General features: G+C 67.8%; 19 protein-coding genes. 9 read left to right on the forward strand and 10 right to left on the reverse strand.

The window, feature by feature from the left end; translation table 11 throughout:
• Nucleotides 1-2: 2 nt before the first annotated feature.
• The 5 genes from AC5Y3P_RS09155 to AC5Y3P_RS09175 all read right to left on the reverse strand — a co-directional run bounded on the left by AC5Y3P_RS09155 (nt 3) and on the right by AC5Y3P_RS09175 (nt 5,939).
• A complete protein-coding gene (locus AC5Y3P_RS09155) occupies nt 3-2,267 on the reverse strand; it encodes an endonuclease/exonuclease/phosphatase family protein (protein WP_500045590.1) in 2,265 nt (754 codons plus the stop codon).
• Nucleotides 2,264-3,103: an NHL repeat-containing protein gene (locus tag AC5Y3P_RS09160; RefSeq protein WP_500045591.1), complete on the reverse strand. Its 840-nt coding sequence runs from the start codon at nt 3,101-3,103 to the stop codon at nt 2,264-2,266. The genes AC5Y3P_RS09155 and AC5Y3P_RS09160 overlap by 4 nt, the downstream gene beginning before the upstream one ends.
• Complete coding sequence (locus tag AC5Y3P_RS09165; protein WP_500045592.1) at nt 3,100-3,756, reverse strand: hypothetical protein; 657 nt, start codon at nt 3,754-3,756, stop codon at nt 3,100-3,102. Before AC5Y3P_RS09165 ends, AC5Y3P_RS09160 begins: the two co-directional genes overlap by 4 nt.
• A gap of 29 nt (nt 3,757-3,785) precedes the next feature.
• Nucleotides 3,786-5,075, reverse strand: coding sequence for a hypothetical protein (locus AC5Y3P_RS09170; protein WP_500045593.1), 1,290 nt, complete (start codon nt 5,073-5,075; stop codon nt 3,786-3,788).
• 192 nt (nt 5,076-5,267) lie between these two features.
• Nucleotides 5,268-5,939, reverse strand: coding sequence for a GAP family protein (locus AC5Y3P_RS09175; protein WP_500045594.1), 672 nt, complete (start codon nt 5,937-5,939; stop codon nt 5,268-5,270).
• Nucleotides 5,940-6,216: 277 nt separating this feature from the next.
• Between AC5Y3P_RS09175 and AC5Y3P_RS09180 the strand changes: the two genes are divergently transcribed.
• Nucleotides 6,217-6,678: a MarR family winged helix-turn-helix transcriptional regulator gene (locus AC5Y3P_RS09180; RefSeq protein WP_500045595.1), complete on the forward strand. Its 462-nt coding sequence runs from the start codon at nt 6,217-6,219 to the stop codon at nt 6,676-6,678.
• Nucleotides 6,675-7,925 (forward strand): MFS transporter, encoded by a 1,251-nt coding sequence (locus tag AC5Y3P_RS09185; RefSeq protein ID WP_500045596.1) that lies wholly within the window; start codon nt 6,675-6,677, stop codon nt 7,923-7,925. The genes AC5Y3P_RS09180 and AC5Y3P_RS09185 overlap by 4 nt, the downstream gene beginning before the upstream one ends.
• Here AC5Y3P_RS09185 and AC5Y3P_RS09190 read toward each other — a convergent pair.
• The 4 genes from AC5Y3P_RS09190 to AC5Y3P_RS09205 all read right to left on the reverse strand — a co-directional run bounded on the left by AC5Y3P_RS09190 (nt 7,922) and on the right by AC5Y3P_RS09205 (nt 12,464).
• A complete protein-coding gene (locus tag AC5Y3P_RS09190) occupies nt 7,922-8,542 on the reverse strand; it encodes a TenA family protein (RefSeq protein WP_500045597.1) in 621 nt (206 codons plus the stop codon). The two genes, AC5Y3P_RS09185 and AC5Y3P_RS09190, sit on opposite strands and share 4 nt — an antisense overlap.
• The gene (locus tag AC5Y3P_RS09195) at nt 8,539-9,099 is read right to left on the reverse strand and encodes a TenA family protein (protein ID WP_500045598.1); all 561 of its coding nucleotides are present in this window, start codon (nt 9,097-9,099) and stop codon (nt 8,539-8,541) included. Before AC5Y3P_RS09195 ends, AC5Y3P_RS09190 begins: the two co-directional genes overlap by 4 nt.
• Before the next feature lie 415 nt (nt 9,100-9,514).
• Nucleotides 9,515-11,338: an FAD-dependent oxidoreductase gene (locus AC5Y3P_RS09200; protein ID WP_500045599.1), complete on the reverse strand. Its 1,824-nt coding sequence runs from the start codon at nt 11,336-11,338 to the stop codon at nt 9,515-9,517.
• Nucleotides 11,328-12,464, reverse strand: coding sequence for a methyltransferase (locus AC5Y3P_RS09205; protein WP_500045600.1), 1,137 nt, complete (start codon nt 12,462-12,464; stop codon nt 11,328-11,330). Before AC5Y3P_RS09205 ends, AC5Y3P_RS09200 begins: the two co-directional genes overlap by 11 nt.
• A gap of 289 nt (nt 12,465-12,753) precedes the next feature.
• On the opposite strand from AC5Y3P_RS09205, the gene AC5Y3P_RS09210 reads away from it, so the two are divergent.
• The 7 genes from AC5Y3P_RS09210 to AC5Y3P_RS09240 are packed head-to-tail and all read left to right on the forward strand — an operon-like array spanning nt 12,754 to nt 22,645.
• Complete coding sequence (locus AC5Y3P_RS09210; protein WP_500045601.1) at nt 12,754-13,041, forward strand: acyl carrier protein; 288 nt, start codon at nt 12,754-12,756, stop codon at nt 13,039-13,041.
• A gap of 28 nt (nt 13,042-13,069) precedes the next feature.
• Entirely contained in the window at nt 13,070-14,221 is a 1,152-nt protein-coding gene (locus AC5Y3P_RS09215) for a StlD/DarB family beta-ketosynthase (RefSeq protein ID WP_500045602.1), read from the forward strand.
• Nucleotides 14,218-15,204, forward strand: a complete 987-nt coding sequence (locus AC5Y3P_RS09220) for a hypothetical protein (protein ID WP_500045603.1) — start codon at nt 14,218-14,220, stop codon at nt 15,202-15,204. Before AC5Y3P_RS09215 ends, AC5Y3P_RS09220 begins: the two co-directional genes overlap by 4 nt.
• Nucleotides 15,194-15,454, forward strand: coding sequence for an acyl carrier protein (locus AC5Y3P_RS09225; RefSeq protein ID WP_500045604.1), 261 nt, complete (start codon nt 15,194-15,196; stop codon nt 15,452-15,454). The genes AC5Y3P_RS09220 and AC5Y3P_RS09225 overlap by 11 nt, the downstream gene beginning before the upstream one ends.
• Entirely contained in the window at nt 15,451-18,390 is a 2,940-nt protein-coding gene (locus AC5Y3P_RS09230) for a type I polyketide synthase (RefSeq protein ID WP_500045605.1), read from the forward strand. Before AC5Y3P_RS09225 ends, AC5Y3P_RS09230 begins: the two co-directional genes overlap by 4 nt.
• Nucleotides 18,387-20,027, forward strand: a complete 1,641-nt coding sequence (locus tag AC5Y3P_RS09235; protein WP_500045606.1) for a long-chain-fatty-acid--CoA ligase — start codon at nt 18,387-18,389, stop codon at nt 20,025-20,027. Before AC5Y3P_RS09230 ends, AC5Y3P_RS09235 begins: the two co-directional genes overlap by 4 nt.
• A 53-nt stretch (nt 20,028-20,080) precedes the next feature.
• Nucleotides 20,081-22,645: a DEAD/DEAH box helicase gene (locus tag AC5Y3P_RS09240; RefSeq protein WP_500045607.1), complete on the forward strand. Its 2,565-nt coding sequence runs from the start codon at nt 20,081-20,083 to the stop codon at nt 22,643-22,645.
• Here the strand turns inward: AC5Y3P_RS09240 and AC5Y3P_RS09245 are convergent.
• The gene (locus tag AC5Y3P_RS09245) at nt 22,642-23,091 is read right to left on the reverse strand and encodes a hypothetical protein (RefSeq protein WP_500045608.1); all 450 of its coding nucleotides are present in this window, start codon (nt 23,089-23,091) and stop codon (nt 22,642-22,644) included. The two genes, AC5Y3P_RS09240 and AC5Y3P_RS09245, sit on opposite strands and share 4 nt — an antisense overlap.
• Nucleotides 23,092-23,162: the final 71 nt, after the last annotated feature.

Below are 23,162 nucleotides of genomic sequence, written 5' to 3' on the forward strand. Positions count from 1 at the left end.
CTTCACGCCAACGGGTGCCACTTCGCCACCCGGCAGGTGAACGCATATCGGCCGTCGTCGACCCCGATCAGCAGGGTGCCCGCGATGACGCCGTCGATGCCGCGGTGCAGCAGCTTGAACGGACTCGCGTCGTCGTCGTCGCGAATCTCCGCCACTGGCCCGATGGTGCCGACGCCGACGTCGTTGGAATCGATGTCGTCCTCCTCGATCACCTTGACTTCGACGCCCGTCAGATACGCGGTGATCTCGGCAGGGATCTTGTCGCCCACGACGCGCACCGCGTCATCCTCGAAGTCACCGATCACTGAGTTCGGGATGTCGGCGATCAAGTCGCCGTCGGCGCGGATTTCGACCGCGATGTCGTCGGCACCCCAGCCCGAGGTTTCCTCCTGGCAGGTCAACGTCGTGTCGATGGCCGGCCGGGCGATGAGCAGATTGATCGGCGTGCTCAGCACGATGTCGAAGGAGACCACGTGCGAAATGGACGAAATCCGCTGCACCAGAACGAAGAAGTGCTCCTTTTCGGCGGCTGGCCAACTGATGTTCAGCGGGGCGTCGTCGGGTCCGGTCTCGCCGATCCACGACGCCGGCGGGTCCAGGCCATCCCACTTGCCGACGGTCAACCGCACCGGGATCGGACTCGCGCCGCCGCCGTCCTCCTCGACCTGGTTGAACACCCCGACCGACAGGTCGACGCCGTGCGGCAGCGGGATCTGTGGCGTCTCCACGAGGAACCACTTGCTCTCCGAGTCGTCCCAGTCGGCGTCGCTGGTATCGACGTTGAACTGCTGAGCCGGAAAGTGTTCGTGCCGAATCTGTTCGGGCACCAGCACGATCGCGTCGCGCCAGGTTCGGCCCTCGTGGCGGTGCGTCCGCAGTGTGTAGGAACATTCGCTGCGGCGCTCGACGGGGTGCACCTTCACGAAGAACGGTGCCGCCAAGACGAATCGGGTGCCGCGCTCGGGGTCGGTGGCGTTGCGGTACGGGTGCTGCGGGGTGCTGAAGTCGTCACCGAGGTAGATCTCGTAGGTGGTCTCGCCGCCGAGTTGGTCCAGCGCGATGTCATAGGTGCCGGCGATGTCGAACCGGTACCACTTCACCCGGCCGTCGACCAGCACGTCGTCATCGTCGAAGTCGACGACGTCGGGCACCGGAAAGGCCGTCGCCGGAGTGCAATTCGGCGTGACCCGGTGAAAATCGGCACGCAGCGGCTGATGATCGCTGAGGAACGGCATGACGCCGTGCGGGTTGGCGAGCTCACGGTCGATCCGTAGGTGCTGCACTGCCAGTTGGCTGGAGGACGAGGTGAACAGGTAGTCGAGGCGCTGCCGGTACGGCGGGTAGACGACGTCGGCGGTGTAGCCCCGATCAGTGCGGCCGGAGCTTCCGCCGGGACATTGATCGCGGCCCCACCGGTCGATGAGCTGGTCGAACATCGGCGCCCCGGGCGTGCCGAAGAGCGTGGTCCACTCCGGGGCCTGCGCTGGATCCGGCGGGTGCGCAGCCGCGTTCAAGTCGCCGTACCCCACGATGTTCAGGTCGCCGAGGAAGAACACCTCTTCGGAGAACGGCGGTGATTCGCCGACGCACTCTTCGACGAACGCCGCGACGTCCTTGATCTGCTTGCGTCGGTCACCGACGTTCTCGCCGACCTTGTCGGTGTCGGCTTGGGTGTGGCTGATGAAGATGTGCCGGGCGGTCTCCCCGGGCGGCTTGACGCGCACGTAGAGAACGCCTTTCGCGGCGAACTTGTCGTTGTCCGATGCGGCTTCGTACATCAGGAAGCGGACGACCGGCACCCCGGTCGCGAACGCGATCGGGTCCAGCATACCGGCCACCTCGGGCGGGGCCGGCACGGTGACGAACGGGAACCTGCTGGCGAGGAACAGCCCGCTGTCCTCGAGCTTCAACTTGGCCAGCGCGGCCAGGTCGGCGACCGGACCGAAGGTCAACTCCCAGACCTTACTCGCCAGATCACCGGCGAATCCCGGGCGCACGACGCGGGTGTAGAAAGTATCCGCCTTGGTCACCTGGTAGGGGAACTGCGCGCGCAGTCGTTGACTCAGGATCTGCCGAGCCGGTTCGTCGAAGATCTCGTTGAGGCAGACGACGTCGATTTCCTCCGGGCTGGTCAGGATGGCCTTGGCGATCATCCGGGCTCGGGTCGGCGCGGTGTAGACCGGTGGGATCGACGGCGGGAAGCCCGTCTCCATCAACGCCGACCTCATCTGGGTGTTGTAGGTCAGGATCCGCATCGACTTGCTCATGACCCGACACCTCCGATCGAATCGAACAGTGCGACAGGGCGATCCGGTGGGCTACCGCGCAGACTTGCTCTGACCGCGAAGTCATCGCCGTCGGGTTCGAGCAGGCGCAGTTCGTTGGCCACCAGGTCAGCGACGACGACGTCGTCACCCAGGGCGGTGACGAAGGTGGGGCCCAGCCAGGTTCCGGCGCCGAGGGCGCTGACCGTCACGCCGTTGTCGTCGATCCGCAATAGTCGCGCATTGCCGACATCGATTACCAGGACACCGTCCTGGTAATCGCAGATCCCGTACGGCACAGTCGGGTTCGGGCCTGCGGGCAGCGCCACCTGAAGCCAGCCGGAGCCATCGACGGCGTCGATGCGGATGACCCGGTGGGCGCGAGGGTCGGTGACCCAGATGCGGTCGGCGGTGTCGACGGCGATGCCGCGTGGATCCGCGAACGCGGCTTCGGCCACGTCACCCGCGCTCGGGAGGCCGCGGTGGCCGTAGGCGGTCCAGCCGGTACCGGTGAGATCATCGAGGCACACCAGCCGGCAGTTTCCGGCGTCGAGCACCAGCAGCGCTCCGGTACTCAGGAACCCCGTTGCGGCCGGGCGGTCGAACGCGCCGACTCCGGGGCCGTGGGTGCCGAATCTGGTCCAACCGGCACCCGGCTGGGCATGGGCGATTTCGTGGGTGGCCATCGCGGCCACCAACACCTCGCCCGCCGCATTGCGGGCCGGTCCGGACGGCGTCGACAGCGGCGCATCGCCGACGGTCACGAGAGTGTTCTCGTCCAGGTCGTCGATCTGATAGACCGTGCCGCCGACGAGTTCGGTGAACGTGAACGTCGTCACCGGTGAGCTCCCCCCTGCTCTGCGGGCATGGAACTGGCTGTGGTCAATGGTGACCTGCCCAGACGCTCTGTGATTGCGGAATCACACCCGTGGGCCGCCGCGGGTGCTGACGCTTCGAGCAGCGCGATGCCACCGCGACGCCGGATGGCGCCGGGCAGATCGAGACTGCACCGCTTCTGCATCGTGTCGAAGCCCGCGACGCCAAGCGATCCCGTGACGGTGGCGGACCCGGTCCGGATCTCGACCAGACGGCCCTGTCTGACCACGGCCAAGGCACCGGTCACGGTGAACCCGATGCGCACCGTGAGTTCGACGATGCTGTACGGCGTCCCGTCGATGTGCAGCTCGACCCGAGGACGGTGGACCGAGTCGATGTGGTGAGTCGCCAACACAACGACTTCTTCGGTACCCGGCGCATCGCGGGTCCGACGCGCAGCCTGCTGCAGTGCCTCATATTTCTGCCACCCGGCGGCCAGGACGTCGGCCAGACTCAGCGACAGGAGTTTGTCTATGGCGGCGGCTATTTCGCGTTCTGCTGCGCTGCGGACCGGCCCGGCCGGGAGCAGCCGACCGAGGGTGTCGTGTTCGCGCAGTGACACTGCAAGGGCATCGGCCGGCGCCTCGGCGGTTTCGGTGAAAAGCAGGTCGCGCACGGTGGCGGCCTCGTTCAGCAGTGCACTCATCATCGGCCTTCCGTGATCGTCAGGGTGGTGGTGCCCGGGAGGATTTCGACCCGGAGGGCACGTGTCTGCTCGCCGCGCTCCGGTGACTCGCGCACCGTGGTGGCCGGGCAGCCGTCGACCCGGGGTACGGCTTGTACCCACGGTGGGCGCGGTTGGCGCCCGGGCCGGCGCCGTCGGATCAGTTCAACTGCACCGAGCGCGGCGGCCACGATCACCGCGATCAGCAGCCACGGCGTGCTCGATTCCGTTGATGGCGGTGGTGTTTCGGAGCGGTCGGTCGTAGGCCGGTCGGTCTGCACCGAGGTGACCTCCGGTGTGCGCTCGCCGATCGTCACGGAACTCGTCACGGTGAAGGCCCGCTCGGCGCTGATCTCGGGGTCGTTTCGACATGCGGCCCTCACCCGGTGGGTGCCGGCCGCGGCGTCCGCGGGGACGGTCACGGACAGACTGAAGCTGCCCGCCGGTGCAGCCTGGGGCGCGCTGCTGCCATCGTTCCAGTTCAGCTCCACATCCCCTTCGGGACACGCGAATCCGCTGCCGGAAACACGAACCACCGAACCGGGTGGCCCTTGTCGTGGCTCGAGATTCAAGGTGGGTGCGGCCACTGCGGTGACGGTGAACGTCGCTGCCGGCTGCGTGTCTGCGCACGCAGCGGTCACGGTGTGCGGGCCGGCCGAGGATCCCGGCGGCACGGTGAAGTCGATCTGCAGGTCGGCGCCGTCGTTGACGATGCGCGATTCGGACGGCACCACGACGGTGGCCTCGCCCCAGCGCAGCGCTGTGTCTGCCTCCGCACTACCGGTGCTGCCGAGGCAGGTTCGAACATTGGTCAGCGTGGCGGTGAGCTGGGTCCCGGGCGCGCCGGTATCGGGGCTGAGCGTCAGGGAAGCCACCGGCGCGGTCACGGTGAAGGATTGACTCAGCGGTACCCGGCGATGGGTGGAAACGCCGCTGCAGGCGGCCAACACGGTGTACTCACCGGGTTCAGCCGTTTCGGGCACGACCAGATCCACCGAGGCGCTACCCGAGTCCAGCGGCGCCGACCCGAGCAAGGTCTGCCTGTCCCAGATGAATCTCACTTCACCCAGGCAGTCCCCGAACTGGGTGACCGTAGCCGTGAGGGTGTCGCCCGGCCCGCCTTGAGGCGGTGTGAGTTCGAAAGTCGGCGCAACGTCCGGGATGTCCTCGGATGGAGACGTCGATGTTTCGGTCGGCGACGGCGACGTGGTCGGGTCGTCGGCCCGCGCCGGGCCACCGGTCAGCGCCAGCAGCACGCATGCTGCGCCCACTGCAGCTAGCACCGTGCGCCGCCGTCGCGCGCCGAACCGTCTCATCCCAGGAGCGTCGCAACCCCGCGACGTCCGGGCACGCGTAGCGGGCTACTCATCCCGGCCACCGTGTCGGCGAACCGGGTCACCAGAATCCAACGGGCTTCGAGGAGATCCGCGTGCTGAGTGGATCCCGTACCCGCCCCGGGAGACTCAGGCCCCGCCCGTCGCGGCGATCAGTAATGCCGCGCCCACGACGAGCAACACGATCGCGGTCACCAGCGCGCGACGACGCTCGATCCACAGCTTGACGCGCTCCAGCGTCGGGTCGATCCGCCGCCCGGCCGCCAGGTAGGCCAGCACCGGCGCGGCAACCGTGCAGCTGGCGACGGCGGCGTAGAAGGCGATCGCCAGTACCGCCGCCAAACCCGTCACATTGGTGCCGATCAGCACGCCGGCCACGCCGTTGGCGGCCATCATCTTCGGGTTGGCCAGGACGAAGACCGCGCCGAGCAACGCTGCGCCCAGCCAGCCGAGTCGCGCGATACGTACCTCCCAGCGGGGTTGCGCACTGGCTCGGTCGCGTCGCAGCAGCACCCAGCCGCCGAGCAGCACGAGCACGAGCCCGAAGACGCCCAGCACCCAAGTCGTCACCGTCGGGTTGGGTTGGGCGAATCGATCCGCCAGCCGAGGCACCTGCAGGAAAACCGCCGTCGCCGCAGCCAACGCGGCCAGCCGGGCAACCAGGAAGGCGATGCTGACCGGACGTGGGCGGTCGCTGTGCAGCAGTAGTACCAACACTGCGACGATCGACACCGGCGACAACGCCACCACCATGGCCGGTGCTGTCAGCTGGCCGAGCAGAACTGCGGAGAGACCCGACATGCACTTCCTCTCCGCGAGCTTTGGGTAGCACGACAGTAGTGGCCGCCGCATCGAACTGCATGACCGGCGGTTGCGTGCCGTAGTTGCACACTGGGTGCACGCAGTGCACATAAAACTGCCAACTTGCGTGCCCTGCTTGCACACTCTGTGCAGTGAAGGCACGGCCCCGCGCCGTTTTGCGTGCCCTGGCTGCACACTCTGTGCAGGCAGGGCACGTCCGAGTCCAGCTCGTCCCCGATTGCCGACCATTTATATATATGTGCTACACATATATATCGTGCAGCACTCCCGCTACGACCAGCTCGACGACCTGCTGACGCGGCTTCACATCTCGCGTCAGCGGCCGAGTTGGCGGCGCCGCCTGCTCGACGGCGCCGGCCCGGTGACCAGCGTGTCGACGTTGCGCGTGCTGCGCGCGGTCGAACAATGTCAACAGTCCGGCGGCGCCTCCATCCGTGACGTCGCCGACTATGTCGCCGTCGAGCACTCCACTGCCAGCCGGACCGTGACCGGACTGGTCGATGCCGGGTTGCTGACCAAGACTTTCGCCGCCGACGACCAACGCCGGTGCGTCCTGGTGCTGACCGACGTCGGGCGCGACGCACTGTCCACAGTCAGCGACCGGCGCCGCGAACTCGTCGCCGACACCATCGCCGACTGGCCGGACACCGATATCGACACCTTGGTGACACTGCTCGGCCGGCTCACCGAACGCTTCGAACGCGAGACCGACGCATGACCGCGGAACTCACTTCGCCCGCGCGCCCGCGGGGTGCGGTCAAGTTGATGTTCGACCCGGTCTTCGGGGCGCTGTTCTGGGGCAAGATGTTCTCGGTCGTCGCAGTGTGGACCCACGGCATCGCCGCGGCCATCGTGATGTACGCCGCGACGGGCTCGGCGCTGATGGTGGGCCTGGTGGGGGTCGTGCAGTTCGCACCCCAGTTGATCCTGAGCCCGATCAGCGGCAAGTGGGCCGACACCGGCGACCCGTGGCGCCAAATCCTGAACGGCCGCGTGCTGTGTGTCGCGGGGTCTGGTCTCACCGCGGTGTGGTTGGTTCTCGATCCTTCGATGCACGGCACCGCGGCCGCCATGCCGGTACTGCTGGGAACGCTGCTGGTGGGCTTCGGCTTCGTCATCGGCGGACCCGCGATGCAGTCCATCGTGCCGAACCTGATCCGCGACGGTGAGTTGTCAACGGCCATGGCGCTCAACAGCATTCCGATGACCATTGGCCGGATCATCGGACCCGTCACCGGCGCGTACCTGGCCGCACACTTCGGCTGGGCGTCGGCGTTCGCGGTCAGCGCCGCCCTGCATCTGGTGTTCGCGATCTTCCTGTTGGCCGTGCGATTCCCGGCGCCGCCCGAACGACACCCGGACGCCGATACCCGGGTCCGGTTCGCGATCAAGTACGTCCTTCGGGACCGCCCCCTGCTGTTGGCGCTGATCGCGGTGACGACAGTGGGGGTCGCCTCCGACACCTCGATCACATTGGCGCCCTCGATCTCCGACGCACTCGGTGGCGGAGCCACTTTGGTCGGCACCTTGTCGGCGGTGTTCGGCGTCGGCGCAGCGCTCGGCATGGTGGTGCTGGCCGGGCTGCAAGGGCGGGTCAGTTCAGCACACGTGTCGGGGATCGGGCTGGTGGGCCTGACCGTGGGGTGCGGTCTGCTCGCCGCCGGCACAGTGGTCGCGGTCGCATTCGTGGGCTTCGCGCTGGCCGGACTGGGCTTCGGTTGGGCGATGACCGGCCTGGCCACCGTGGTGCAGGAACGCGCCCCGGAGGAACTGCGCGGCCGGATCATGGCGCTCTGGTTGGTCGGCTTCCTCGGATCGCGCCCGATCGCCGCGGCGGTCCTGGGCGGCACCGCCGACGCGCTCAACGTCTACGTGGCATTCGGGCTGGCGGCGGTGCTGTGTGCGGTGGTGACGGTGATGTGCCGCCCGGCGAACCTGTGGAAGCCGCTGCCGGACTCGGCCTAGCCGCCCAGCGTGAGTCCGGCGTCGAAGAACGCCAACTCCAGCTTCATCGCGCGTCGGTAGGCCACCCGGGCCGCCTCGACATCGCCGGCCAGCCGGTCGAGCAGCCGTTCCAGCAGGGCAGCGACTTCCTCGAAGCCCGGGTCGGCGTAGGTCTGCACCCACGGCGCATACGGTCCGGCGCTGTTGGCATCCAGCTGTTTCCCGACGTGCGAGTACAACCGCATGCACGGTGTCATGGCCGCGCACACCACGCCCAGATCCGATGTGGCAGCGGTGGCCAACAGGAACTCGGTATAGGCCAGTGTGGCCGGTGCCGGCACGACGCCGGCCATGTCGATCCCCCACGACGCCGCATACGACGAATGCAGCCCGAGTTCCTCACGCACCCCGGCGAGCAGATCGGCGAAGGTCAGCAGCGTCTCGGTGTCTGCGCTGCGGGCCAATGCCAATCCGTAAGCGCGGGCGAAGGATTCGAGGAAGAACGCGTCCTGGGCGATGTACCCGGCGAACAACTCGCGCTGCAGTGAACCGTCGCCGATGCCGCGCACGAACGGGTTGGCCAGCACCTCGGCGACCACGTCTGCGTTCTCCGCCCACAACTTCTCTGCCAGTGTCACTGCGCCTCCAATGCCATATCCCAAAACGCCACTTCGAGTTTCAGTACCTCGGCCACCAAGTCGTCGTGCCCGTCGGTCGCCAGCTCGGTCAGACCGTCGACGTAGTCGGCGAACTCCGGCACGGTCCAGTGCTCCACGAACGCACTGAATTTGGACGTCGGCGAGGCCGCCGAACGCCAAGCCAGCAGGTAGACCCGTTCGATGACCCACAGCGCGGTGACCGCGGCTTCGTATGGCTGCGCGTCGAGTGACTGCAGCAGGTCGCGGTAGGCGAGCGTGGCCGGCTGCGGTTCGGCCGGCAGGGCCAGGTTGCGCTGTGCGGCCTGCTCGTCGAACCAATCCAGTTCGGCGACCAGCGCGGTGCACCCGCCGGCGATGACCGCCTGCGCGTGACGCGGCGCGCGGGCCAACAGCCGGGCCTGGAAGGTCAGCAGATCGGCGACGAACAGCACGTCCTGCGCCAGCCAGCGATCGAATGCTGCGTCGGAAATGCTGCCGTCACGCACGGCGTCGAGGAAGGGGTGCCGGGTCGCGGCTGTCCAAAGGTCATCGAGCACGTCACCGACCCTAGCCCGAGGCTGCAGGGCGTTGGCCCACGCCTACTCCGAGTCTGGAGCTTCTCGGAGAAGTCCCGACGAGTGCGTGCTCGCCGCCGCCAGTACCTGAAGTTCGTGCTTCCCTGGGTTTGTCCACGCCAGGGATCTTCGGGCCGCTCTCCTCGACGGCACGGTCGAGAGCCCGCTCGAGCCGGTCGCCGGTGCCGGGTTCCCGCTTGGTCTGCTGATCTTGCCCGGGAATCTCTGGACCGCTTTCCCGCACGGCTTCGTCCAGTGCTTCTTGCAGTCGGTCGCCGGATCCCGACTGGCTGTCCTGCTGTGCTTTGTCGTGATCACTCATGGTTCACGGCATACCCGCTGCCATGCGCGCAAAACTCGAGCAGTTCGACTGTCACCGACGACCAGGTTCGTGCCATCACCCGAGCTTGGCATGTCCCCAATAGGGCAGCCAGTGCTGCTCCAGGAACCCGCGTAGTTCCGCGCTGCCCTGCGGTGCCGCCGTCGTCGTTCGCCACGCGACATGGCCGTCGGGGCGAACCAGCACGGCACCGTGCTGCCCGACTTCGAAGAGCGCACACAGTTGCTGCTGGTCGCGCGGATCCGGGGCGGCCAAGCAGGCCGTCACGATCGGCAAGGCAGCGCAGTTCCACTGCGCGTGCAGCGCAGCGCGCCACTCGGGCGCACTCGCGGTGAGCAGGGTGAGCCCGTCGGCACGCAGCACATCGTGAACCGGGGTCTTTCGACCTTCGTGCAGCACGACCGCGTGCGGCAGGCGTGCCCCGGGATTGGTGGTGGGGCGGTAGGTGACGACGTCCTCCGCCTCGGTCCTCTGGTCCGGGGGCCGGGCACTCTCCTGGTCTGTCAGTGGGCCTCGGTAGGTGTAGCCGAACTCGAGGCCCTGGAAGACGAAGTGCTCGAGTTGACCCGGGATTGCCGCTGCGATCTGGGCGCGCAGCCGCCGGGCACGGGCGCCCGAACCCAGCAGCGCTTTGGTCCGCCGGGTCTGCAGCCGGGTTGCTCGATCGCAGGCCGCTCCCAGCAGGCGTCCCGGCAGCCAGGACAACGGCGGTCTGGCGACGGCGTTGGTCGCTCGGCAGATCGCCGTGTTGGTGATGCCCACCGGGCGGGTGACCTCATCGAGCCGGAAGAAGTTCTTGACGCTTTGCTGCGCGAACCGTTCCACGACTGGTCGCCGCTCCGGCTCGTAGGTGTCGAGCAAAGAATCGACCGCATGTCCATCGATGATCGCCGCGAGCTTCCAGGCCAGGTTCTGCGCATCCTGCACACCGCTGTTGAGACCGAAGCCACCGGCGGGCGGGAACCGGTGGGCGGCATCACCGGCAAGCAGCAACCGGCCACGCCGAAACCGGTCGGCGATCTGCGAGGTCATGGTCCAGGTGCCGGTTGAGCGGATCGCGAAGTCCTGGCCACTGCCCAAAACCTCGGGAAGCACCCGGCTCCAGAACGCCGCGCCGGCGCGGGCAACAGCCTGGTCGCGGTGCAGGTAGGGGGTCATCAGCACGTAGTGCTCGTCGGCGTGCGCGACCAGCGCGCCACAGAACCGCGGCCCGTACAGCCACGCCAGTAGCGGCCTGGAGGTCCCCGCGCCGAACAAGCCGGGTGCGTGAAAGAAGACGCTGCCGATGTGGGTCAGGACTTCACCCTGCATCTCGATGCCGGCGCCCGCACGCACGGCGCTGTTCGCCCCGTCCGCACCCACCACATACCGGCCAGCCAACCGCTCTGTCGGCCCGGCTCCGGAACGGACGTCGACGACCATGCCCTCGGCCGTCTCGCTGACGCGTTCGACCACCGTGCCGCGCCGAAAATCCACCAGCGGTTCACGTTCCAGCGCTGCCCAGAACACCGGCATCAGAAGATGCTGCCCAATGTGGGAGATCAGGAACGGGCTGTAGCTGCGTAGCCGCTGCTGCAGTTCGGGATCGGCTGCCACATCGATCTCGCCCAGCGCCGGCTCCCCCAGCACGCTGCACCAGCGGATGCCGCCCACCTCCTCGGTGGGGGTCGCCAGCGCATAGAGCTCTTCGGCCAGCGACGCCGAGGCCTGGTGCCAGATCTCGAGCGAACGCGCATTGATGACGTGCGCGGCGGGATGGACCAAGGGCTCGTCGCGGCGCTCGAAAACGGTGCAGGGTATCCCCCGCCGGGCCAGCTGCAGGGCCAGCGTGCAGCCGGTCGAACCGCCGCCCACGATGACGACGTCGTCGTCATCGCTCATCGTCGCCACCTTGCGGGTCTCCGAGCCGGGAGGCCTCGAGCACGCAGACCGGCGAGATGGTCGGGACGATCCGATTCAGCTGAAAGCCGCTGTGCTGCAGGAGTTCACGATACTCATCGGCGGTGCGCTCGCGTCCTTCGCTGAGCACCAGCATCTCCAGATCGGACCAGTTGCCGGTGAACTCGCGGTGGTGTTGCGGAATCACCATCTCGGCCAGCAGCAAGGTGGCCCCGCTCGGGGCGCTTGCCGCGACATTGCGCAGGATCGTCTGCGCAGCCTCATCGTCCCAGTCGTGGATTACGAACTGCAGGACATAGGCGTCACCGCCGGCCGGCACGCTGTCGAAGAAGGAGCCGCCCTCGACCCGCACCCGGGCGCCGACACCGGCGCGGTCGAGCACTCGCGCTGCACCGGTGACGACGTCGGGCAGGTCATAGAGCACGCCGCGGAGGTTCGGGTTCGCGGCCAGTATCGCGGCCAACAATCGCCCGTGGCCGCCGCCGACATCGACGACCACGGGAAACTTCCCGAAGTCGTAGGCGTGCACCACCGAGGCCGCGGTCACCTCGGAGATGGCCGTCATGCCGTCGTTGAACAGCGCTGCCAGATCGGGGTTCTCGGCCAGATAACTGAAGGCATCCATGCCGGTGATCGCCGGAACCACCGGCTCTCCGGTGCGCACTGCGTCGTTCAGCGCCGACCAGAACTCGCGGTATTGGTGCGATCCGTAATAGCGGGCCCACCCGGCCACCGACAGCGGTGCGTCGGCGCGCAGAGTTTCGGCCAATGGCGTCAACGCGTAACGGCCATCCCGCGACTGGCGGAAGATCCCGCGACTGGTCAACGCCCGCAGCAACCGGGCCAGCGCTGCGGGGTCCGCTCCCACCCGGCGAGCCAAGTCGTCGCGGGTCAGGGGCCCGGGTGCCAACGCGTCGGCGAGGCCCAGATCGGCGGCCACCGCGATGGCTTGCGACAGCATGTGCCCCATCAGCAACTCGGTCATCGCCAGCTGGGCCGGGACGAGCCCTTGATGCAGACGCTGAAGCCGGTGCCGCAGACGTTCCAGTGCACGCACCAGCGGAACCGGCGGTGCGGGAAACGGCAGTGAGGTCGTCCGCTTGGCCATGACGGAGTCCTTCCGGCTGGACGTGGCCACTGCAGCCGGCCGGCTGGACACGTCCCGCAACGGCTGCGGACGGACCGGTCAACACGACAGTCACGTCATGCATGCGCAGCAAGATTACGCCGCACCAGCGCCACGGACCTGCTGATCGGTTCGGCCGCCGCGTGGTGGGCATCGTGAGTATCGTGGGCACAGGCCCACTGATCCTCAGCCGCCCGATGAACCAAGCTGGGGTTGTCCGGTGGACCTACGAAGGGGTTGAGGCCTTGAGCCCCCAAGGAGGTCTACACCTATGACGAACCTCGACGGGATCCCGCGCAGCGCGCTGATCGAGCGCGACATCATCGACTATCTGCGTGCTCATCACGGCATCGAAACCGGTGAAATCACCGATGAATCCACGCTCGTCGACCTGGGGCTGGACTCCCTGGAGCTCTTCGCCATCGGCGATGTCCTGCAGAGCAAATACGGCATCTCGATCGATGACGAACGCATCGCGAGTGTGCGGACCTTTGCCGACTTCAAGGCCTTCATCGACATGAAGCAACACGAGCGACCGGTGGCCGGGCAACCTGGCTGACGGCACTGATCAGCGGACGGACACCGTCATGAGCACCTACATCACGGCCACCGGCGCATTCCTTCCCGGATACCCGGTGCCCAACGACGAAATCGAAGACCACATCGGGAAAGCCGGACGGGCGTCGGACGATCTCAAGGACCTCATCCTGGCAAATTGCGGAATCAAGACGCGGCATTACGCGATCGACAAGAGCCAGCGCACCCTGATGTCGAACGCCGCGATGGCGGCTGCGGCAGTTCGCGCCGCCGTCGAACGTGCCGGACTGGGCCCCAACGATGTCGAAATGCTGTCGGCGGCCACCACCATGCCGGACGTGCTGGCGCCCGGACACGCCAGCATGGTGCACGGCGAGTTGGGTTACGGCCCGCTCGAGATCGCCACCGCGCACGGTATCTGCAGTAGCGGCATGATGGCCCTGAAGAACGCCTATCTCCAGGTCGCTGTCGGCGAGAAGCGCACCGCCGTCTGCGTGGCCAGTGAGTTCGCGTCCCGGGGCTTCAAGAGCACCCGCTACCAGGAGATGGCAGCGGTCGCGGACGACGGGTCGCTGCCCATGGAGACCGCGTTCTTGCGGTACATGCTCTCCGACGGCGCGGGCGCAGTCGTGCTGCAGGACGAGCCTGCAGCAGCGGGGATCAGTCTTCGTATCGACTGGATTTCGCTGACCTCGTTCGCCCACACCGAACAGGCCTGCATGTTCTTCGGCAGCAACGACAACGCCTGCGACAAGACCTGGGCCGACTACCCGAACGTCACGGCCGCGGCTGCCGACGGGGTATTCGCGCTGCGGCAGAAGCTTTCGCTGCTGCCGCACCTGGTTCGGGTTGGCATCGATGAGTACGAGCGGCTGCTCGCCCTCGGTAAGTTCGACCCACAGACCCTGACCTGGTACCCGGCGCACTACTCGAGCGAACGCATGAAGACCATGATGCTGGGTGAGTTCGCCCGCCGACAGGTCGCCGTCGGCGGCCCGGAGGCCTGGTACAGCAACCTGACTCGCGTTGGAAACATCGGCAGTGCAGCGATTTTCGTGATCCTCGACGAGATGGTCACTGAAGGTCTGGTCCGCGACGGCGACACCCTGTTGTGCATGGTCCCCGAGTCGGGCCGGTTCGTCGTCTCCTACATGCACCTGACCGCAGTCACGGCGGACACGGCCCCGGACTCCGGACCATGACCCAGCCGACCGAAGTCGTGCCTGGCGGTACCTCGCACCCGCGCGCGGTGGTGTACTGGTACTCGCAGACCGGTCAGCTGCGCGAGGTTGCCGACGCGTTGACCGCTCCGCTGATCGCGTGCGGTTGGGACATCCGCTGGGTGCCGGTGCAGCCGCGCGTGGGGTTTCCGTTTCCCTGGCCGATCCGACGATTCTTCGGGGTGTTTCCCGCCGCCGTGGATCCGGATTCGATGGTGGATCTCGACCAGCCGGCAGCTGGGTTCTGTACTGACCCAGATGAATTGGTGATCCTTGCCTACCAGGTGTGGTACCTGGCGCCCTCGCTGCCGGTCCGGTCGCTGCTGAAGGCACACCCGCAGGTGGTCCGTGGTCGATCGGTGCTGTCGCTGGTCGCCTGCCGCAACATGTGGTACTCGGCGGCGATCGAAGTCTCCGCGCTGTTGCAATCCGCGGGTGCGCGTCACGTCGGGGTGATCGCCGCAACCGATACCCGGCCGCAGGCGACGACCTTCGTGACCACGCTGCGCTGGCTGCTGACCGGTCGTCGCGAACCCTTCTGGTTCTTCGGGCGGGCCGGGATCGGCGATGCCGAGCTGGACCGGATCCGGGAGGTGGGGCGCTGCATCGGCGAATCGGGGCGCTGCCCGCCGGACGCAGCACCCGTCGTTGCGACCTTGGCGGCCGCAGACCTGCTGGCCGGGAGGCTGTTTCGGCGGTGGGGTGCGACGGTCCGCATGGCGCAGCGGCGCGGCGCGCTGCTACATGCCGCGGGCTTGCTGCTCTTCGTGCTCGGTTTGGCGATCGGCATCCTGGCCGGCCTGCCGCTGATCGGGTGTGCAGCGGTGATCGGCGGTGCGCGGTTCCGCCGCGCGGTGCAGGCTTTCGTGCACCACCGAATCACCTCCAACACACCGGTTTTCGGTGCTGCGGCCGACCCTGCCGACTCACCTGGCGGTCCTGGTGCGGTATCCCATGAACGCTGACGCCTCGCAGTATCAGGACCTGGTCGACTGGCTGACCGGGAAAGTGGCCGGCTACGTCAACCTCGCTCCGGAGCTGATCGCCACCGACGTCCCGCTGGCCGACTGTGGCGTCGATTCCGCCTCCGGGCTGAGTTTGTGCGCGGATCTGCTGGACGAGAAGGGATTCGACGTCGAAACCACGGTCGTCTGGGACTACGCGACCATCGAGGCGATCGCGACGTACCTGGTCTCCGAGCGGGCTGCGCCATGATCCCGATCGCCGTGGTCGGCATGGACTGCCGCTTCCCCGGTGCGGCAGATCCGGCGGGGTTCTGGCGTCTGCTCCTCGATCGCGTCGTCACCGACACCGAAGTGCCGGCGCAACGCTGGAACGTCGACACCTTTTATCACCCGGACGGTGTCGCCGGGTCGATGAACACCCGACGCGCCCACTTCATCAACGACGCAGATGCTTTCGACAGCGACTTCTTCGGCATCGCTCCGGTCGAGGCGGCGGCCCTCGACCCGCAGCAGCGACTGTTGCTGCAGACGGCATGGCGGGCCCTCGAAGACGGCGGGATCGATCCGCGGTCGCTGTCCGGCACACCGACCGGGGTCTTCGTCGGAATGATGTCCAGCGAGTGGGGCAGCCGTCAGATGCACGACCTCGCCGGAATGACGGCGTTCCGCGGCACCGGCAGCGGCTATTTCATGACGGCCAACCGGATCTCCTACCACCTGAACCTCACCGGACCGAGTATGGCCGTCGATTCCGCCTGCTCTTCGTCACTGCTGGCCGTGCATCAGGGCTGTGCGGCGCTGCGGTCCGGAGAAGCCGACACGGTCATCGCGGCCGGGGCGAATCTGCTCCTGACGCCGGCGCTGTCGATCTTCTACACCCAGGCCGGGTTGTCGGCGCCGGACGGTCGGTGTAAACCGTTCGGGCAGAGCGCCGATGGCATCGGCCGCGGGGACGGGGTGGCCGCGGTGGTGCTGCGCAGACTCGACGACGCGCTCGCCGACGGCCAACCGATCTACGCCGTGGTGCGCAGCTCGGTGGCCAACCACGACGGCCGCAGCAACGGGATCACCGCGCCCAATCGGCAATCCCAGGTGCGGCTGATGCGCCAGGCCCTCGATCTCGCAGCCCTGGACGCCGAACAGCTCGCGTTCGTGGAAGCGCACGGCACCGGCACCATCCTGGGCGACATGATCGAGGCCAATGCGCTGGGCGACCTGCACAAGACGCGGCGCGGCGAACCGTGCCTGCTGGGTTCGGTCAAGGGGAACATCGGCCACACCGAGGGCAGCGCAGGCATCGCGGCGTTCGTCAAGGCGTGCCTGGCACTGCACCACCGGGTGTTGCCGCCGACGGTGTACGGCAACAGCGCCAATCCCACGCTGCGGCTGGAAGAACACGGACTGCACCTGGTCGACACCGCGCAGGAACTGGCCGCCGGCCAGGCATTCGGGGCGGTCAGCTCGTTCGGCCTGGGTGGTAGCAACGCGCACGCGGTGCTGGAGTCGGCGCCGGCAGCGGCGCCGCCCGAACCCGGTGCGACCGGTGTCCTGACCGTGTCGGCGCCCACCGAACACGCGCTGCAACGCAATGTCGCCGCGACCGGCACCGCCATGCAGACCGTCGACGAGGACCGGTTGGCCGCCTGGTGCCGCACCAGCAACCTGGTGAAGCGCTCGCATCGACATCGCTTTGCGCTGGCCGGTGACCGCGCCGGGCTGCGCGAAGGGGTGCAGGAATTCCTTGCTGGGGGGCGCGCGGAGCTGGCGTCGGCGGCACCGACCCGCAAGGTCCCCGCCGCAGTCGGGCTGCTCTGCTCAGGGCAGGGCACCCAGTACCCGGGAATGACGCGGCCGCTCTACGACGCCAACCCCACCTACCGCCGTCATCTCGATACGGTGGCCGCCGCGCTCGACCCCCACCTGCCCGCGGATCTCCGCTCCACCCTGTTCGGCGGCGAATCGAGCCTCGAACACACCGGGCAGGCGCAGCCGGCGTTGTTCGCCGTTTCCTATGCGCTGGGAAAGACCCTGTTGGAGAGCGGAATCCAGCCGGTCTTCGGTGTCGGTCACAGCATCGGCGAGATCGCCGTTGCCTGCCTGGCCGAGGTGCTGAGCCTGGAAGACGCAGCGCGGTTGGTCGGGGTGCGAGCACGACTGATCGGCTCGCTGCCCGCCGGCGGCGCGATGATCGCCGTCGACCTCGACGCCGAACGCGCGGAGGCGCTCATAGCCGGGCAGCCCGACTGCGCGGTCGCGGCCGTCAACGCGGCCCACTCGGTGGTCATCTCGGGTGCGGCCGACACGGTGGCGCGGGTCCATGCCGCGGTGCTCGAAAACGGGGGGAAGGCCCTGCACCTCAAAGTGTCCCACGCATTTCATTCTCCGCTGATGGCACCGATCGTGGCCGAGTTCGGCAGCGAGCTGTCCGGGATTGGGCCGCGCCCCGCCACATTTCGGCTGTTCTCCACGGTGCTCGGGCGCGAAGTCGCCGGCCCTGAAATGGACTGCGACTACTGGGCGCAACAGATCTGCGCGCCGGTACGTTTCCTCGACGCGATCCGGGCTGCCGCGCACGCCACCCGCACCGACTACTTCGTCGAGGCGGGCCCGCGGCCGATGCTGCTGGCCCTGGCGGCCCAGTGCGGTCTGCCGTCACATGTCACTACCTTGCCGCTGTGCGACGGACCGGGTTCGGACGGGATGGAGATGTTGACGGTCGCGGGTTCGCTGTTGCGCGACGGATTCTCACCCGATCTGACCCCGCTGTACGGCACGTCGGCCGGGTCGCTGCAGCGGATCACGCCGTACGTGTTCGACACGGCCAACCGGTTCTGGTTCGACGGGCAGCACACCGCACCGCCGCCGACGCTGCTGCCCTCCAACGGTGCGCCCGTCGCCAAACCCGATCTCCGGGAGCCGGCGCAGACCGGGCGAGCGGCTACCGTCCTGGAGGTGATCGCCGAAGTCGGTGGGTATCCGGTCGCCGAACTCGGTCGGTCCAGCCGACTCGCCGAAGACCTGGGCTACGACTCGCTGCTGCAGCTTCGTCTGGTCGATCGGCTGCGGGCCGAGTATCCGCAACTCGGGCAGATCACCGTCGCCGAAGTGCTGCCGAAGATTCGCAGCGTCGGCGATCTCGTCGACTTCGTGACGGCGTGGTTCGACAACGCTGATCTGATCCGATGAGCGTCGTGACCCGCGAGATGATCGCCGCTGCGGCGTCGTCGCGGCATGGGCTGACCGCCGGCACCGTTGCTGAACCCATCCGATTGAGCTGGGCCGAAGTCCATGACCAGGCGGTCCGGATGGCCGCCGGCTTGGCGGCCAGAGACGTTGGCCGGCACGGCTCGGTTGCGGTGCTGGCCACCGACGCGGCCGACGTCGCGCCGCTCGCGCAGGCAATCTGGCTGCGGGGCGCGGCGCTCACGATGCTTCAGCACCCCACGCCGCGCACCAACCCCGCCATCTGGCTGCACGACACCCTGCAGGCGATCCGCACGGTGGGTGCCGACCTGGTGATCGTCGGCGAGCCGTTTTTGATGGCGCAGCACCAACTGTCGGCAGACGGGCGCGACGTCTGCACGGTCGCTGCGCTGCGCGACGCGACGTCAGAGCCCGTCGTGACAACTCCGGATCAGCCCGATGAGGCCGATGTTGCATTGCGCCAGTTGACATCTGGATCGACGGGCAACCCCAAGGCTGTCGAGATCACGCACGCCAACCTCGCGGCCAACAGCATCGCACTGCGTCACGCGTTGCAGATCGACACCGCGCACGACGTGATGGCCAGTTGGCTGCCGCTGGCACACGACATGGGAATGATCGCGTTCTTGCAGTTCCCCATGCAGGTCGGGCTGGAAGCCGTCGTCATCTCCCCCGACCAGTTCCTGCGGCGGCCACTGAGCTGGGCTCAGATGATCAGCCGGCACCGCGCCACCATCACATCCAGCCCCAACTTCGGGTACTCGGTGCTGGCCCGGGTGCTGCAGCACGCCGATCCCGCCGAGATCGACCTCTCGTCACTGCGGATCGCGGTGAATGGATCCGAGCCCATCAATCACCACGACCTGGAGGCCTTCGCGGTGGCCGGCGCCCGCTTCGGATTGCGGCCCAGCGCCCCGACCCCGGCCTACGGGCTGGCCGAGGCAACCCTGGTGGTGTCGGTGGCGGCAGCGCAGGACCGGGCGATCGTCGACACGGCGTCCCGGCGCGCCGTCACCGAGACCCACCACGCACTGCCGGTTCGGGGCGACTCGGAGGACGTGCAGCATGTGGTGTGCGTCGGCTGCGCGGTGACCGGCATGGACGTGCGCATCGTTCGGGACCGAACCGTGCTGGGGCACAGGGAGATCGGCGCCATCGAACTTCGCGGTCCGGCAGTCTCCCGCAGCTACCTGACCTCGGACGGCATGCTACCGGTCGCGCAGCCCAACGGCTGGTTCGATACCGGTGATCTGGGCTACCTCGACGAGCAGGGCCGGCTCTACGTGTGCGGCCGCACCAAGGATCTGATCGTGGTGGCCGGGACGAATCTGTACCCGCACGACATCGAACGTGCCGCCGAGACCGTCGACGGTGTGCGGAAGGGTTGCGTGATCGCACTGCGCGTCGACGTCGATCGGGAAGGCTTCGCGGTGCTCGCCGAAGTCCACGGTGCCGAGCAGCAAGACGCCCGCCTGCGCATCACTCGCGACATCATCACCACGGTGAACGGCCACGTCGGGTATGCACCGCGGGAGGTTCGGCTGTTCCCGCCCGGAACGTTGCCGAAGACCGCGTCGGGCAAGCTGCGCCGCGGCGAGGCTCGGACCCTGCTGTCCTGAAGGTGCCGGGTGCCGTCGCTCCGTCCGGAGCCATCGGGCACGCTGGTCTCAACATGTCTGCCACCTCCGAGTCCGGGGCCGCGAGTCCCCCGCCGCTGCTCGCCGATCCGGACGACCTGTCTTCGCTGCGTGCGCTGGGCGATGACGCCGACGAGGTCTTCACGTCCTTCGCCGCGTGGGCCGAGGCTCAGGGCACCGCGCTGTACCCGGCGCAGGAGGAGGCGCTGATCGAGCTGGTGAGCGGCGCCAACGTGGTGCTGGCCACGCCCACCGGCTCGGGCAAGTCGCTGGTGGCCACCGGCGCGATCTACGCGGCACTGGCCGCCGGGCAGCGCTGCTACTACACCGCCCCGATCAAGGCGCTGGTCAGCGAGAAGTTCTTCGCCCTGTGCGACGTGTTCGGCGCCACCAACGTCGGCATGCTCACCGGGGACGCCGCGGTCAACGCCGATGCTCCGGTGATCGCGTGCACCGCCGAGGTGCTGGCCAACATCGCGCTGCGGGAAGGCGCCGACGCAGACATCGGTCTGGTGGTGATGGACGAGTTCCACTTCTACGGCGACCCGGACCGCGGCTGGGCCTGGCAGGTGCCGCTGCTGGAACTGCCCGACGCACAGTTCCTGCTGATGTCGGCGACGCTCGGCGACGTCACGTTCCTGCGCAAGGACCTGACCCGGCGGACCGGGCGCCCCACCGCGCTGGTGGCCGGTGCGCAACGGCCGGTCCCGCTGTTCTACAGCTACGCCACCACGCCGATGCACGAGACGATCAGCGATCTGCTCGACACCTCGCAGGCCCCGATCTACGTCGTGCATTTCACCCAGGCCTCCGCACTCGAGCGCGCCCAGGCGCTGATGAGCGTCAACGTGTGCAGCAAGGACGAGAAGAAGCAGATCGCCGAGCAGATCGGCAACTTCCGGTTCTCCACAGCGTTCGGTTCGACGTTGTCGCGGCTGGTGCGGCATGGCATCGGCGTGCACCACGCCGGCATGCTGCCCAAGTACCGCCGACTCGTCGAACAGTTGGCCCAGGCCGGTCTGCTCAAGGTGATCTGCGGCACCGACACCCTGGGGGTCGGCATCAATGTGCCGATCCGCACCGTGGTGTTCTCCGCACTGTCCAAGTACGACGGCGTGCGCACCCGCCTGCTCAATGCCCGCGAGTTCCATCAGATCGCCGGACGTGCCGGGCGGGCCGGCTACGACACCGCAGGCACCGTCGTGGTGCAGGCGCCCGACCATGAGGTGGAGAACCTCAAACAGTTCGCAAAGGTTGCCGATGACCCCAAGAAGCGGCGGAAGTTGGTGCGCCGCAAGGCTCCCGAGGGGATGGTGCCGTGGAGTGAGGCGACGATGACCCGGCTGGTCGACGCCGACCCGGAGTCGTTGACGTCCAATATGCGGGTGTCGACGTCGATGATCCTCGATGTCGTCGACCGTCCCGGCAACCCGTTCGAGGCGATGCGCCGGCTGCTCACCGACAACCACGAACCCCGCAAGCGGCAGCTGCAGCACATCCGTGAGGCCGTCGGCATCGCGCGGTCGCTGCTGCAAGCCGGGGTCATCGAGCGGCTCGGCAAAGCCGACGCCGACGGACGCCGGTATCAGTTGACCGTCGACCTCCCGTCTGGGTTTGCACTCAACCAGCCGCTGTCGACCTTCGCGCTGGCCGCGATCGATGTGCTCGATCCAACGTCGGAAACGTATGCGTTGGATGTGGTTTCGGTGATCGAGGCGACGTTGGAGGACCCGCGCCAGATCCTGGCCGCCCAGCTGAACAAGGCGCGCGGCGAGGCGGTGGCGCAGATGAAGGCCGACGGCATCGAGTACGACGAACGCATCGAACTACTCGACGAGGTGAGCTACCCGAAACCCCTCGATGAACTGCTGCAGCACACCTTCGGGGTGTACCTGCAAACCAACCCGTGGGCGGCCGACGGCCGGTTGTCACCGAAGTCGGTGGTGCGGGAGATGTGGGAGCGGGCCTTCACCTTCCGCGAGTACGTCAGCGTGTACGGACTGACCCGCGCCGAGGGCGCGGTGCTGCGTTACCTGTCCGACGCGTTCAAGACGTTGCGGTCCTCGGTGCCGGCAGCGGCCCGCACCGAAGAGCTCACCGATATCGTCGAGTGGCTCGGTGAGCTTGTCCGCCAGGTGGATTCGAGCCTGCTCGACGAGTGGGAGCAACTCACCAGCCCCGATCAGCCGCTGGCCGCGCCGGTGGCTGTGCCGGCCCGGCCGCGGCCGCTGACCGGCAACGAGCGGGCGTTCACCGCGATGGTGCGCAATGCACTGTTCCGGCGGGTGGAGTTGTTCGCCCGGCGTCGCTGGTACGACCTGGGGCAGCTCGACGCCGGCTCCGGGTGGACCGCCGAACGCTGGGAGGACGTCGGGCTGGATTACTTCGACGAGCACGACGACGTCGGCACCGGCCCGGACGCCCGGGGTCCGGCGCTGCTGATCATCGAACGCCGGCCCGACCTGTGGCGGGTGCGGCAGATCCTCGATGACCCGGCCGGTGACCGTGATTGGGGGTTCGACGTCGAAGTGGACCTGGCGGCCTCCGACGAGGACGGCACCGCGGTCATCCGGGTTATCGACGCGGGACGGATGGACTAACCCCAATACGCAAAGCTGCAAGTGGGCTGGACCTCGGTCACGAAGGACACCAACTTGTCGCCGTCCATCGTGATGGTGCAGATCAACTCGGCGCCCCCGCCATCAGCCGTGACTTCGGACTCGAGCTTGTCGTAGACCGGGTATTCCTTCTCCCACGGCAGGCTCACGTTGGTCTCGGTTTGCTCGGGCCCGCCGTTGATCCGATAGCGGATGGTGACCGGCGCATCGCCGCCGCGGATCTCCATCACCGCCGTGCCGACCGGATCGCCGGTGGGGGTCACTTCGGTGGTCGCCGCGGCTGGTGCCGACGTCGTCGTCGCTGTGGTCTCCGGACTCTCGACACTGTCTGCCACCGGGGTACCGGAGTCGGTACTGGAACAACCGATCACGGCAGCGGTCAACCCGACCGCACTGGCGACGACTCCGACAAAGCGGGATATGCGCATGTCTCACCCTACGACGGCGATGAGGCCGTTCCGGGCGGGAATCTCGAGCGGGATCGCGACGTTGGATCCAA

It is taken from the genome of Mycobacterium sp. NGS45, from assembly GCF_059812645.1.